A 13,347-nucleotide genomic window follows, 5' to 3' on the forward strand; every position below is an offset into this window, starting at 1 on the left:
ATGTTATGGAACACATTACATTGTCATTCCCTGCCAGCCATACCTTCAACGGTAAAGCCCTGGCAGGCGTCGTCGGCTCCGGTGATATGGAAGTGCTGTTCACCGCAGCAGCCGGGGATACGCTCAGCATTGATATCACCACCTCCGTGGACAACAGCAGCGGTCGCTGGAACGCGCTGTTTGACCGTCTGAACCTGATCAACGGCCTGCCTGCCGGCACGCTGATTATTCACGATTTCGGCGCGACGCCCGGCGTGGCGCGCATTCGTATCGAACAGGTTTTTGAGGAGGTTACCCATGCGTAACGACCGCAGCTTTATTGAATTACGGGCCCGTGAACGCGCCCACGCGCTGCTGGATGGCGGCAGCTACCGTGAACTGCTCGACCCGTTCGAAGGCATTATGTCGCCGTGGCTCGCGCAACAGGGCGTCGTACCGCAGTCAGATGACGGCATGGTAGTTGCCCGCGGCACCATCAACGGTCAGTCGGCGGTGGTGATCGCCATCGAAGGCACCTTCCAGGGCGGCAGCATGGGCGAAGTGTCCGGTGCCAAAATGGCGGCGGCGCTTGAACTGGCGGCAGAAGACAACCGCAACGGCATCCCAACCCAGGCGGTGCTGTGTCTCGAAACCGGCGGCGTGCGGTTACAGGAAGCCAACCTCGGCCTCGCGGCCATTGCTGACATTCACGCGGCAATCGTCGATCTGCGTCGCTACACCCCGGTGGTCGGTATTATCGCCGGCACCGTCGGCTGCTTCGGCGGGATGTCCATCGCCGCCGCTCTGTGCAGCTACCTGATTGTCACCCGCGAAGCGCGTCTGGGCCTCAACGGTCCGCAGGTTATCGAGCAGGAAGCTGGGATCGAAGAGTACGACTCCCGTGACCGGCCGTTTATCTGGAGCATGACCGGCGGCGAAATCCGCTACGACAGCGGGCTGGTCGATGCGCTGGTTGGTGACGGCATCAACGCGGTGAAAACCGCCATGAACGACGCCATTGCCAAAGGCGTTCCGGCACAGCACCGCAGCGATAAATATGCCGATTACCTGACCCGTCTGACCAACTTCGATACCCGCCTGCAGGCGGATACCGCGCAGATCAAACAGCTTTTTGCCCGGGAGGTGAAATGATGACTCAGTCCAATAGCCGTGGGGCCGTATGGCTGGAAAAACTGGCGCCGAATGCGCCGCGCCTGAGCGGTCTATGCCCTTCTGTACAGGTCGCTGACGGTGAACTGAATGGTGAAAGCGTGCGCTTTATCACCGTGGTCCCGGATGCTCACAACCACTACCCGCGCGCCGCCAAAGGCGAAGTGGGCCTGCTGGAAGGCTGGACGCTGGCGAAAGTGGTCAATGAAACCATCGACGCAGACGCCAAAAACGACGTGAAGCGCCCGATTGTGGCGGTGATCGACGTCCCGAGCCAGGCCTATGGCCGTCGTGAAGAGGCATTTGGCATTCACCAGGCGCTGGCCGGTGCCGCGGGTGCCTACGCAAAAGCCCGTCTGGCCGGCCATCCGGTCATCGGACTTATCGTCGGCAAGGCGATGTCCGGGGCGTTTCTGGCACATGGCTACCAGGCCAACCGCCTGATTGCCATTAACGACAAAGGCGTGCTGGTGCATGCGATGGGCAAAGCGTCCGCCGCGCGCATCACTCTGCGAACCGTTGAGGCGCTGGAAAAACTGGCGGCCACCATTCCGCCGATGGCCTATGACGTCAGCAACTTCGCCACCCTCGGCCTGCTCTCCGACCTGCTTAACCTCAGCAATCCGGATGCGCCTTCAGATGCTGACCTCGCGCTGGTGGAGCTCACCGTGCAGAAAGCCATTTCGGATGCCCGTAAAGACCCAAGCCTGAAAAACCGTCTCGGCGCGGAAAATCGCCGTAGCTCTGCCCTGGTGCGCGAACGGATGCGCGCCAGCTGGTAACGGGCAACATCAGAAGTACGTAAAAAAAGACCTGCCGAAAGCGGCAACCGTCGGGCGCAGCATAGCGCCCACGGCCTGCCGCTTTTAGAAAACTATAAACATCGCAAATGTTCTCTCTTTTTTTCTTACTACAGGTGATCTATGACTTACGTAATTGTTCATGCGCTTGCGCCAATTTTTATCATCATGCTGCTGGGCTTCTGGGCCGGTAAAGCGGGCATGGTCGACAACAAAAATGTGTCGCTGCTCAACATCTTCGTGATGGACTTTGCCCTGCCCGCCGCGCTGTTCAGCGCCACCGTGCAGACTCCGTGGGCAGGTATCGTTGCGCAGTCTCCGCTGATCGTGGTGCTGACCGGAGCCATGTGGGTAACCTATGCGGCGATCTACTTCCTCGCCACCGGCGTGTTTAAAAAATCCCCGCAGGATGCCGCCGTGCTGACCCTTACCGTCGCACTGCCGAACTATGCCGCGTTGGGCTTGCCGATACTCGGTAGCGTGCTGGGTGAAGGCTCTGCCACCTCACTCTCCGTGGCCGTGTCTATCGCCTGTGGTTCCGTCCTGATGACGCCGTTCTGCCTGCTGATCCTTGAGCGTGAAAAAGCGCGCGCCGCCGGCGAAAACAGCGGTTCTACCCTGGCAATGCTGCCGGTGCTGATGTGGCGTTCGCTGAAAAAACCTATCGTCATGGGCCCGCTACTGGGGGTGATCCTGTCGGCAATTGGCATCAAAATGCCGGACCTGCTGCTGGCGTCCATCAAGCCGCTGGGACTGTCTGCCACCGCCGCCGCGCTGTTCCTGACCGGGGTTATCCTCTCTGCTCGTAAGCTGAAACTGAATGCGATGGTCGGCATTGCAACTATCGCCAAACTGCTGATCCAGCCGTTTATTGCCTGGGCTATCGTACTGGCCTTCGGTCTGCACGGTTCGGTGGCCATTACCGCGATCCTGATGATTGCCCTGTCTGCTGGCTTCTTCGGCGTAGTGTTCGGCAACCGCTTTGGCGTGCAGTCGCCGGATGCAGAAGCGGTACTGCTGTTGAGCTCGGTTCTGTGTATCCTGTCGTTACCGCTGTTTATTACGCTGACTTCAGGTATTTGATATGACATTCGCCCCGCGCCCGCACGATCTCCTCTGGCTGAAAAGCCGCGATTCCCTGCTTAACGTTGAGGAGGCGTGGGTCTCCAGCCAGTGGCACCCCGGTTTACCGGTAGTGGTGCGGCGCGATGCGAATGACAACCATGAGATTCCGGTAGGCGTGCGCGGCATGAAGCGCGAACAGCGCGCCGCCGGATGGGTGAAGGCAGCGGCGGTTTCCCGCGTGGTGACGCCGGAAGATCTGGCAGAACGCCAGCGCCTGCTGCACTCACCGTTTGTTTCCCAGCCGCCGGTTCAGGCGGCTATTTTGCTGACCACCTTTGCGTGGCCGTGGCTGTGGGGCATCACCGGCAGCACCGGCTATGCGCTCGCCACCGAAATTCCGGTTCTGCACGCCGACAGCGATCTCGATTTAGTGATCCGCGCTCCACAGCCGCTGACCGACGATGAGCTACGCCAGTGGCAGGCGCAGGTTGAGAAGCTACCGTGCCGGGCCGATACCCAGATTGAAACGCCCTTCGGCGCGTTTGCCCTGAACGAATGGCTGCGCGAAGGACGCGTTCTGCTGAAAACCGCCACCGGTCCTGCGCTCACCGCAACACCGTGGCACAGGGAGCCATCATGAAAATCCTCTTTACCTTTCCCGGTCAGGGTACGCAACGTCCGGGAATGCTGCACAATTTGCCCGACGGCGCTGCGCTTCTCGCCGACGTCCGCGCCGTGCTCGGCGCTGAAACCGATAAGCTCGATACCCCAGGAGCGTTACAGCACACCCGAGCGGTGCAGCTGTGTCTGCTGATTGCGGGCGTCGCATGGGCCAACGAGCTTATTCGTCACGACGTCAAACCGGATATCGTCAGCGGCCTGTCGATTGGCGCATACCCGGCGGCGGTCATTGCCGGGGCGCTCGATTTCCGCGATGCCCTGCGACTGGTGGCGCTGCGCGGCGATTTAATGGAGCAGGCCTATCCTCATGGCTACGGCCTGACGGCCATTGTCGGCCTACAACTTAATCAGGTTGAAAAACTGATGGCAGACAGCGGCACCTATATCGCCAACCTTAATGCTGAAACGCAGATTGTCATTGCCGGACGGGATGAGGATATGGCAGAGGTCGCACGTAAAGCGCTGGAGGCCGGAGCCAGCAAAGCCACCCGGCTGGCGGTGAGCGTGCCATCGCACTGCGCACTGCTGGATAAACCCGCCGCTGAACTGGCTAATGCCTTTAAATCAGTGACACTGTCACGTCCTTTGCGCGCTTATCTGAGCGGTACAACGGGCCGGGTGCTGTGGGAGCCGCAAAAAATCGCCGACGACTTAGCCTTTAATATGGCGCGCACCGTGCAGTGGCAGGACGCCATGGTTTCCGCTAATCAGCGCGATGCCCGGTTGGCAATTGAGATGCCGCCCGGCAGCGTGCTGACCGGGCTGACGCATCTCGCGGGCTGGCAGGGTGAGGCCATCTGCATGGAGCGCAACAGCGTTGAAGTGGCGCAGCACCTCGCGCGTCGGCTTAACGCGTAAGGCTGCGGGCATACATGCGCCCTTCTGCCGCCAGCGCCAGCAGGTCCGCGTCACGCTCCCGATGGTGCGAATAGACAATCGAGATCAGCTGGCGCATCTGGTACGGCTCCGCCAGCTTTAACAGCTGCACATCATTTTCATAGACTTTCTTCATTCGCCCCGGCAGTAGCGCAAACCCCACCCCGGCCTGAACAAGGCTAATCATCGAGAAGATATCGTTCACCCGGGTGACAATGTCTGGCTCAAAGGCCGCCACCTGGAAGGCCTCCTGAAAACCGGCATAGGTGGCAAACCCCTCCGCCAGCGAGACAAATTTGCGGTCAGCATAATCGCGCAGGTCGGCGGGCGTTGAGGTGTCGAGGCGTATCGTGGCCGGCGCCGCGAGGAAAATATCATCCTCAAACAGCGGTACCACATCAAAGGACGACTGGCTGAACTCACCCTCATTGGTGGCAATCAGAATGGCGTCGAGAGCATCATCTTCCAGCATATCCAGCAGCATCTGGTTGGAGCCCATGGTCAGATCCAGCTCCAGCTCCGGACGGCGAAGCTTCATCCCCATGATGATACGCGGCACGGTTTCCAGCGTCAGCGAATAGAGCGTGCCGATCCGCAACCGCCCCTGGCCCACACCGGCGACTTTGCGCGTCGCTTCCAGACCGCGGGTCATCAACGTTGTTACATCCTGACAGTACTCCAGTAGCGTCCAGGCGGCCGGCAACGGCAGTAAATTGCGCCCCTTATGCACGAACAGCGGGCACCCCACACCCTCTTCAAGAGTATGCAGCGCCCGGTGGACGCTCACCCCGCTCAGCTGCATGGCTTCGGCAGTTCTGGCAATATTGCCCTTCGCCATAAACATCATAAATACCGCCAGCTTGCGGAAGGTAATCTCCTGGTTGATATCGTCTTTCATGGCTGGCGCCCCGCTTCTTCGCCGTTGGCTTCGTTTTCTCTTATAAATTCAAGCCAGTATAAGCGCAAACGGCGGCGAGGGAGACCACGGTTTGCGGATCCGGCTCTGTTTTGCCAAAAACGCGCCGCGCTTTGCCCTGTTCTGTCATTCGGCTTCCTCAACCCGCGGCACGGCGCGCGTCCAGGCCAGCAGCAGGCTAAGCAGCGTGAACGCCGCCATGATCCACGCCATGGTCCACGGCGTGCCGTCGTTCAGCCACGCCAGCAGCAGCGATGAGATAATCCCGCTGCCGTACTGCAACGAGCCGATAAAGGCCGATGCGGAACCGGCGAACGCCCCGGCTTCGTCCAGCGCTGCGGCGGTGGAGGTCGCGGCGATCACCCCGTTCATTGAGAAAAAGACCAACACGCAGGCCACTATCCCGGCAATTCCCGTCAGATCCATTCTGACGCTCAGCGCCAGCACAACCGTCACCAGGGTGGCAACAATCAGCGCCGCTTTGAGCAGATGACCCAGCGGATGACGCTGGACCAGTCGGCGGTTCACCAGGCTCAGCGCCATCACGCCGAGAATATTCACCGCGAACAGCCAGCCATAGTGCTGAGGCGCCACACCGAAATAGCGGATATAGACATCGGGCGAACCGGTAATAAAAGCGTAAGCGGCGACGTAATAGCTGGTCAGGCTGAGGGTATAGCGCATAAAAATACGGTTTTTCAGCAGCAGCCCGTAGTGATGGAAGGCCTTCAGTGGCGAACCCTGCTGACGACGTTCAGGCGGCAGCGTTTCCGGCAACCAACGCAGTGCCAGCAACATCAGCAGGCCAATCACCACCAGCAGCCAGAAGATGGCGTGCCAACTGGTGATTTTAATCATCTGTCCGCCCATCAGCGGCCCGATAATCGGCGCAATCGCCATCACGATGGTCAGGGTTGAGAGCATCTGCGCGGCGCGGGTACGAGCAAACAGATCGCGCACCATCGCCCGCGCGAGCATCGGTCCGGTGCAGGCGCCAAGGGCCTGAAATACCCGCCAGAAGATAATCTGGTCGATGCTGGTAGAGAGCGCGCATCCGGCGGAACCAATAATAAACAGCACCATGCCAATCAGCAGCGGCGTGCGACGGCCAAGGCGGTCGCTGATCGGCCCCCACACCAGTTGAGCAAGGGCAAAACCAATCAGAAATCCGGTGATGGTCAGTTCAGCATCGCCCTGCAGTTCCGCCGCCATCAGCGGCATGGCCGGCAGATAGATGTCGGTGGACAGGGAGGTAAACGCCATCAGCCCGCTTAAAATTAAAATAAACAGCGGGCCGCTGGCGGCCTGTTTGTGCGGCAAAGTCATGAGTGATATCCGTCGAGGGGAGCGTGCGATCAAGTGACTGCTATGTTATCGGTAAAGTACCGGCCGATAATCCCCCGCTAGCGTATCAAGCTTATGAACACCATTCATGAATCGCGCGGTGCTCGTAAGATATAAAAAAAGGCCAGTCGGAGTTAACCGGCTGGCCTGAGGGCATTAACGATGATCTGGTGTCAGATTACAGCGCCATATCGTGCTGAGCAGACTCGGCGCGAGCCGATGCAGCAGGCTGGGCGCTGGTCGCGGCCGGGGCGTGCTTGCTCATGTCGATAACCGGCGGTTTCTCCAGTTGCAGCGTCGCGGCGGTGTCATCCCACACCTGCTGGGTCAGCGCGGCATTGTCATTCAGCTTCTGACCGTAGCTCGGCACGATGGCATGAATACGGCTCTGCCACTGCGGGGAGGCAAACTGCTCCGGGAACATCTGCTTAATCACGTTGAGGGTGATCGGTGCTGCGGTAGAGGCACCAGGCGATGCACCCAGCAGCGCGGAGATGGTTTTCTGCTGATCGACCACCACTTCGGTACCCAACTTCAGCACCCCGCCCTTATCGGCGTCTTTCTTGATGATCTGCACACGTTGACCAGCCTGGATCAGTTTCCAGTCTTCTTTGCGGGCATCCGGGTAGTACTCTTTCAGCGCGGCGAAACGGTCGTCGTCGTTGAGCATCACCTGGCTCACCAGATATTTCACGAGGTCGAAGTTGTCGAGGCCCACGTGGGTCATCGGCAGCACGTTCTCAGTAGTAGTGGTGCTGAGCAGGTCCATAAACGAACCGTTTTTGAGGAATTTGGTCGAGAAGGTGGCAAATGGCCCAAACAGCACAACGCGTTTGCCATCAATGTAACGGGCATCGAGGTGCGGAACCGACATCGGCGGTGCGCCAACGGAAGCCTGACCGTATACTTTCTCGAGGTGCCGATTAGCTACCGCCGGGTTTTCGGTCATCAGGAATGAGCCGCCTACCGGGAAGCCAGCATAGTTATCCGCTTCCGCAATACCAGTTTTTTGCAGTAATTTCAGCGCCCCGCCGCCGGCACCGATAAAGACATATTTTGCATCGATAGCCTGCTCTTCGCCGCTATTGACGTTTTTAATCGTCACATGCCAGGAATTATCGGCGTTACGTTTAAATTCGGTAACTTCAGCAGAGGTCTGCAGCGTGAAATTACTATTTTTCTTCAGGCTGCCGATCAGCTGGCGGGTAATTTCGCCGTAGTTCACATCGGTACCGACCGGCGTCCAGGTGGCCGCCACTTTTTGCTGCGGGTCACGCCCTTCCATCACCAGCGGCGCCCATTGTTTAATTTGCGCGTGATCGGTAGAGAATTTCATTCCCTGGAATAAGGTGGTTTGCTGCAATGCGGTATAACGTTTTTGCAGATAGTCCACATTATCGCCCCAGACGAAACTCATATGCGGGGTTGAATTAATAAAGGAATGCGGGTCATGCAGAATGCCGCGTTTGACCTGTGCGGTCCAGAACTGGCGGGAGATCATAAACTGTTCGTTGATATCCAGCGCTTTACTGACATCAATCGAACCATCCGGGCGCTCCGGAGTATAGTTCAGCTCCATATTCGCCGAGTGGCCGGTACCGGCGTTGTTCCAGCCGTTAGACGATTCTAACGCGACGCCGTCCAGCTTCTCTACCATCACCTGCTTCCAGTCCGGCTGTAATTCCTGCAGCCAGGTTCCCAGAGAGGCGCTCATAATACCGCCGCCAATTAGCAGAAAATCAGTTTTTTGCGCGGCATCGGTATTGGCGTGAGAGGCGGAACTGACGAACATCGCCAGAGCGGTCATCGTTAAAATCGTTTTTTTAATTGCAGGCATAATAGAATTATCGCATAGCATAATGAAATAAGTGCAAACATGTTAACGCACTTCTATTATATTTTAAAATCTCATTTACATTTTCCGCACAGTTAATCAATTTACAGAAAATACTTTTTAACTTAAAAATCAAATAGCATACAGCAGCCATCGCAGAAAAATAAAATAAACAGAAAAATAAAGGAAATAAGACGGCATCATCACTTTCTTTAATTACTTATGCCCTAAATAATAACGGCGCGCTAACTTCAGCGCGCCGGAGTGGATTGATGTGGTTCAGGTGGACAGCGTCAATTAACTGGCGGGACTCAGCGTCGCGGAATGGCTTTGCTGAAGCGCGAGGCGCAGACGATCGTTATTTTCCGCCAGCAGGTCCCGCGCCTGCCAGGCATCAAGCCCGGTCATCACCATCAGTATGGCCGTCCGGCAGTGCTGGTTGCAGCTAGCCAGCGCGGCTTTGGCCTCGCTGCGTGAACACCCGGTCGCGGTCATCACGATGGCAATCTGCCGCTCGGTCCAGCGTGGACTGGTGGCCTGCAGGTCTACCCGCAGGTTGCCGTAGACCCGGCCAGAACGGATCGCCAGCCCGGTGGCTAACATCGCGAGGATCTGCCGCTGCGCCTGCTGCGCTTTCGGGTTGCCATATCCCGCCACCGCTTCCGGCCCGGTTTGCGGGGCAATGATGATGTCCGCGAGCTGGGCGGCTTCACTGTCCTGCTGCTGGGTCAGCACGGCGATAGGCGCGCCAAGAGACCAGGCGTGACGCATCGCCCCCCACACCCACGGGGTTTGCCCGCTGACCGTCAGCGCCAGCAGCATGTCGTTACTGCTGAACTCGATAGCCTGTAACTCCAGCGCACCAAGATTATAATCGTTCGCGGCGGTTTCCATCTCCTGCAGCGCTGCCACCGGCCCCCCAGCGATAAGCCCGACCAGCGCATGTTTCTCGTCCGGGGCAAACTCGCTGACCATCTGCAATGCCGCGCGCCCGGATGACCCGGCGCCCACGACCACCAGCCGTCCTCCCCGGCTCGATGCAGCGGCGGCATTATCGACCAGACGGGCAATCTCCGGCAAACAGGCCCCGACGGCGTCGGCAATCTGCCGATCGTCGTTATGCAACATCGTCAGCATATCCTGGGTGGCGAGACGGTCTATCTGGTGGGTTTCGGGATGGCATCGTTCCATCATTGAAGCGGTTGGCTTACTGCTCATAAAAACCTCCTTTTAAAAAACTCCATATTCACTATAAGGATATTTACCACAATCTCCTGCGAGTGGGGTCACGCTTCACGGTTCTTTCGCGCCGATTCTGGCTTTTTTACATTGCTTTAAGAAATGATTACCTTCAGCGATAATAGGTGCTTGCCGATTATTTCAGGGGATGTCATGAAGGATTCAGCGGCCCAGATACCACCCGTGCGTAAACGCCTGATGAGAATGAAACTGAGTACTGCCGTATCGCTGATGATCAGCAGCGTCATCGGTTCGGTGCTGCTGCTGGTGTACGCGCTGTGGTTTATCCAGATCAGCGACACCACCCGCGACGGCGTTAAGGATACGGCGCTGGCGGTCGCGCGGACCTTCTCCGACATGCCCGAGGTGAAGCAGGCCCTGAGCCAGTCGCCCGAACGCGCGCTGATCCAGCCCCTGGCGCTGGCGATCACCCAGCGTAATGACCTGCTGTATGCTGTGGTAACCGATATGCACGGCGTGCGCTACTCGCACCCAAACCCGCAACTTATCGGCAAACGTTTTATCGGCGAGGATATTCAGCCGGCCTTTACTGGCAAAGAGAATGTCGCCATCAACCATGGCGTACTGGCGCAGGCGCTACGCGTGTTTACACCGGTATTTAACGACCAACACCAGCAAATCGGCGTGGTGGTGGTCGGCATTTCGCTCAGCAAAGTGGATGAGCAGATTGCCCGAGGCCGTTGGGACGTCCTGCTAACCGTGCTGTTCAGCGCCCTGGTATGCGGGATTGGTACCTGGAGCCTGGTGCGCGGCCTTAAACGGGTGCTGCTGGGGCTGGAGCCGCACGAGATCTCCACCCAGTTCCAGCAACGCCAGGCGATGCTTCATTCGCTAAAAGAAGGTGTGGTGGCGGTTGATGCTGAAGGACACGTCAACCTGATCAACCCCGCCGCCAGCAAGATCCTGCTGAGCGGCCCGGAGCAGCAGATCGATCATACCCCGCTGCTCGCCGATCTACAGACGGTGCTGAAAACCGGCGAGCCAATTTATGACCGCGAGCTGGGTTGCAACGGCCTGCTGCTGATCAGTAACACCGTCCCGGTACGCAGCCAGAATGCTATCGTCGGCGCCATCAGCACCTTCCGCGATAAAACCGAGATGAGCCAGTTGGTGCAGCGTCTCGACGGGATGGTTAACTATGTCGATGCCCTGCGCACCACTTCCCACGAATTTATGAATAAGCTGCACGTGATCCTCGGCCTGCTCAATATGAAGAGCTACGGCAAGCTGGAGGAATATGTGCTGCAAACCGCCCATACTTATCAGGCAGACATTGGTGAAATTCAACACCGCATTAAATCACCGGTGGTGGCGGGCTTTTTGATTGGTAAAATTCAGCGCGCGAAAGAGCGCGGCTTCAGCCTGCATCTGGCGGAAGAGAGCCTGGTGCCCGATTGCCCCAATGAAAAACAGGTCACCGTGCTGGTCACGGTGCTGGGGAATCTCATTGAGAATGCGCTGGACGCCATGAGCGGTCAGAGCGAGGGCGAAGTGGGCCTGTTGCTGCACTATCAGAATGGCTGGTTAAGTGGCGAAGTGAGTGATGACGGTCCGGGGATCCCGGCCGCGAATATTGACGCCATCTTTAACAAAGGATTTTCTACCAAGGGTGAGAACCGCGGCGTCGGCCTGTTTCTCGCCAGCCAGCAGCTACGTGAACTGGGCGGTACGCTTGCCGTCGAGTCAGAACCTGGCGTGTTTACCCAATTTTTTGTTCATCTTCCCTGGGATAGTAAAAGGAAACGTACGTGATAAATGTATTAATTGTTGACGATGATGCCATGGTCGCCGAACTGAACCGCCTGTATGTGGCGAGAATTTCCGGCTTCCGTTGCTGTGGCACGGCGTCTACGCTGAGTAAAGCCCAGGAGATGGTTAACGATAGCGAACTGGAGATCGATCTGGTGCTACTGGATGTCTACATGCAGCACGACAGCGGGCTGGATCTGCTGCCGACCATTCGTGCTTCCGGCCGCCCTATCGACGTGATTATGATTACTTCCGCCGCCGATGCGGCCACCGTGCAAACCTCGATGCACTACGGGGTGGTCGATTATCTGATCAAGCCGTTCCAGTTCCCGCGTTTCGAAGAGGCTCTCACCGCGTGGCGTGAAAAACGCAAACTGATGACCGGGCAGCCCTATTATGAACAGGCCGATGTGGACCGCCTGCTGCACGGCAGCACGCCGGAAGCCAGCGATGCGCGGAAGCTGCCAAAGGGCCTGACCGCCCAGACGCTGCGCACGCTGTGCCAGTGGATTGACGCCCATCCGGGCACCGAGTTTTCAACCGATGAGCTGGCGGTGGCGGTCAATATTTCCCGCGTCTCCTGCCGGAAGTACCTGATCTGGCTGGCGCAAATCAATATTCTGTATACCAGCATTCACTACGGCGCCACCGGGCGTCCGGTCTACCGCTATCGGCTGGTGGCCGAGCAGTACAGTCTGCTCAAGCAGTACAGTCAATAAGCCGGTAGCCGTCGTCCAGCAGGTGGAAACGAAAACGGCGCTGCGATGAGAGGATCACCTCGCGATTTTTGGTGACGAAAATCGCCTCGATATCGTCACGATGACGCAGCGCCGCACAGCCTTTCTCGACACCAAGGCCGTAGATCAAGGTGGTCCAGATATCGCCGTCGAGCGAGTCGTCCGAAATAATCGTCACGCTCTCCAGTTCGTTATCCAGCGGATAGCCGCTGCGCGGGTCAAGAATATGGTGCCAACGGCGCCCGTCCTGCTCGAAATAACGTTCGTAGGTCCCGGAAGTCACCACCGATTGACCGTTCACGTCGAGGCTGCCGACCAGCGTATCGGCCGGGGCAAACGGCTTTTTCAGGCCAATTGACCACTCGCCGAGGGTGTGCACATTGCCACCGAGATTAATCAGCGCCGCGCGCACGCCCTGTCGCTGCAGATCGTCGCGGACGCGGTCGGCGATATAGCCTTTGGCAATCGCGCCAAGGTCAATCTCCATGCCGTGTCGGGCAAGAAACACGCTGCCGGCCGCATCATCGAGGATCACATCCTGTGGGCGGGTCAGCGGCAGCCGGGCTGCGATCTCGTCCGCCGCCGGCACGCGATCGCCCTGAAAGCCAATCCGCCATAGCTTCACCAGCGGACCGATCGCCAGATTAAACGCGCTCTCCTGCACCATGCTGGCGGCTTTGGCGCATTTAATCAGCTGGTAAACCGGGCGGCTGACGCTGACCGGCTGACGACCGGCGGCATGGTTAATCGCCATCACCTGCGATGACGCGCGGTTAACAGTGAACAGATCTTCGTAGTGTTTAATCAGTTGGAAAGTGCGGGAGGCCAGGGCTTCATCGTGGGAGAAAAGTTTCAGCAGGATGGGAGAGCCCATCAGCACGGCGGAGTAGCTATAGATACGCGGGTCACCTGACATGGTTGCAGCTCCTCTGTGTC

General features: G+C 58.2%; 13 protein-coding genes. 8 read left to right on the forward strand and 5 right to left on the reverse strand.

What is annotated here, in order from left to right; genetic code table 11:
* Window positions 1-5: 5 nt before the first annotated feature.
* From mdcC to mdcH, 6 genes are all read left to right on the forward strand, one after another.
* Window positions 6-305, forward strand: a complete 300-nt coding sequence (mdcC, locus tag ACMYSO_RS02965) for a malonate decarboxylase acyl carrier protein (protein WP_434669214.1) — start codon at window positions 6-8, stop codon at window positions 303-305.
* A complete protein-coding gene (locus ACMYSO_RS02970; protein WP_434669215.1) occupies window positions 298-1,131 on the forward strand; it encodes a biotin-independent malonate decarboxylase subunit beta in 834 nt (277 codons plus the stop codon). The genes mdcC and ACMYSO_RS02970 overlap by 8 nt, the downstream gene beginning before the upstream one ends.
* Window positions 1,131-1,931 (forward strand): biotin-independent malonate decarboxylase subunit gamma, encoded by an 801-nt coding sequence (mdcE, locus tag ACMYSO_RS02975; protein ID WP_434670725.1) that lies wholly within the window; start codon window positions 1,131-1,133, stop codon window positions 1,929-1,931. The genes ACMYSO_RS02970 and mdcE overlap by 1 nt, the downstream gene beginning before the upstream one ends.
* Before the next feature lie 141 nt (window positions 1,932-2,072).
* Window positions 2,073-3,032 carry an AEC family transporter gene (locus ACMYSO_RS02980; RefSeq protein ID WP_174509321.1) on the forward strand — a complete coding sequence of 320 codons (960 nt, stop codon included), beginning with the start codon at window positions 2,073-2,075 and terminating at the stop codon, window positions 3,030-3,032.
* A 1-nt stretch (window position 3,033) separates the two neighbouring features.
* Complete coding sequence (locus ACMYSO_RS02985) at window positions 3,034-3,654, forward strand: malonate decarboxylase holo-ACP synthase (RefSeq protein ID WP_434669217.1); 621 nt, start codon at window positions 3,034-3,036, stop codon at window positions 3,652-3,654.
* On the forward strand, window positions 3,651-4,553 hold the full coding sequence (mdcH, locus tag ACMYSO_RS02990; protein WP_434669218.1) for a malonate decarboxylase subunit epsilon: 903 nt from the start codon (window positions 3,651-3,653) through the stop codon (window positions 4,551-4,553). Before ACMYSO_RS02985 ends, mdcH begins: the two co-directional genes overlap by 4 nt.
* Here mdcH and ACMYSO_RS02995 read toward each other — a convergent pair.
* From ACMYSO_RS02995 to ACMYSO_RS03010, 4 genes are all read right to left on the reverse strand, one after another.
* Entirely contained in the window at window positions 4,543-5,469 is a 927-nt protein-coding gene (locus ACMYSO_RS02995; protein ID WP_434669219.1) for a LysR family transcriptional regulator, read from the reverse strand. The two genes, mdcH and ACMYSO_RS02995, sit on opposite strands and share 11 nt — an antisense overlap.
* Before the next feature lie 144 nt (window positions 5,470-5,613).
* The gene (locus tag ACMYSO_RS03000) at window positions 5,614-6,813 is read right to left on the reverse strand and encodes a multidrug effflux MFS transporter (protein WP_434669221.1); all 1,200 of its coding nucleotides are present in this window, start codon (window positions 6,811-6,813) and stop codon (window positions 5,614-5,616) included.
* Between the two features lie 196 nt (window positions 6,814-7,009).
* Window positions 7,010-8,623 carry a malate dehydrogenase (quinone) gene (gene mqo / locus ACMYSO_RS03005; protein ID WP_434670726.1) on the reverse strand — a complete coding sequence of 538 codons (1,614 nt, stop codon included), beginning with the start codon at window positions 8,621-8,623 and terminating at the stop codon, window positions 7,010-7,012.
* Window positions 8,624-8,962: 339 nt separating this feature from the next.
* A complete protein-coding gene (locus ACMYSO_RS03010; RefSeq protein ID WP_434669222.1) occupies window positions 8,963-9,883 on the reverse strand; it encodes an N-acetylmuramic acid 6-phosphate etherase in 921 nt (306 codons plus the stop codon).
* Between the two features lie 174 nt (window positions 9,884-10,057).
* Between ACMYSO_RS03010 and ACMYSO_RS03015 the strand changes: the two genes are divergently transcribed.
* Together ACMYSO_RS03015 and dcuR are read left to right on the forward strand one after the other, a co-directional pair.
* On the forward strand, window positions 10,058-11,677 hold the full coding sequence (locus ACMYSO_RS03015; RefSeq protein WP_434669224.1) for a sensor histidine kinase: 1,620 nt from the start codon (window positions 10,058-10,060) through the stop codon (window positions 11,675-11,677).
* The gene (dcuR, locus tag ACMYSO_RS03020; RefSeq protein ID WP_434584547.1) at window positions 11,674-12,393 is read left to right on the forward strand and encodes a two-component system response regulator DcuR; all 720 of its coding nucleotides are present in this window, start codon (window positions 11,674-11,676) and stop codon (window positions 12,391-12,393) included. Before ACMYSO_RS03015 ends, dcuR begins: the two co-directional genes overlap by 4 nt.
* On the opposite strand, the gene ACMYSO_RS03025 is transcribed toward dcuR, so the two are convergent.
* Complete coding sequence (locus ACMYSO_RS03025) at window positions 12,374-13,327, reverse strand: FAD:protein FMN transferase (protein ID WP_434669226.1); 954 nt, start codon at window positions 13,325-13,327, stop codon at window positions 12,374-12,376. The genes dcuR and ACMYSO_RS03025 overlap by 20 nt on opposite strands.
* Window positions 13,328-13,347 lie beyond the last annotated feature (20 nt).

Origin of the sequence: Klebsiella sp. B345, assembly GCF_051131735.1 — a bacterium.
Lineage (GTDB): Bacteria > Pseudomonadota > Gammaproteobacteria > Enterobacterales > Enterobacteriaceae > Klebsiella.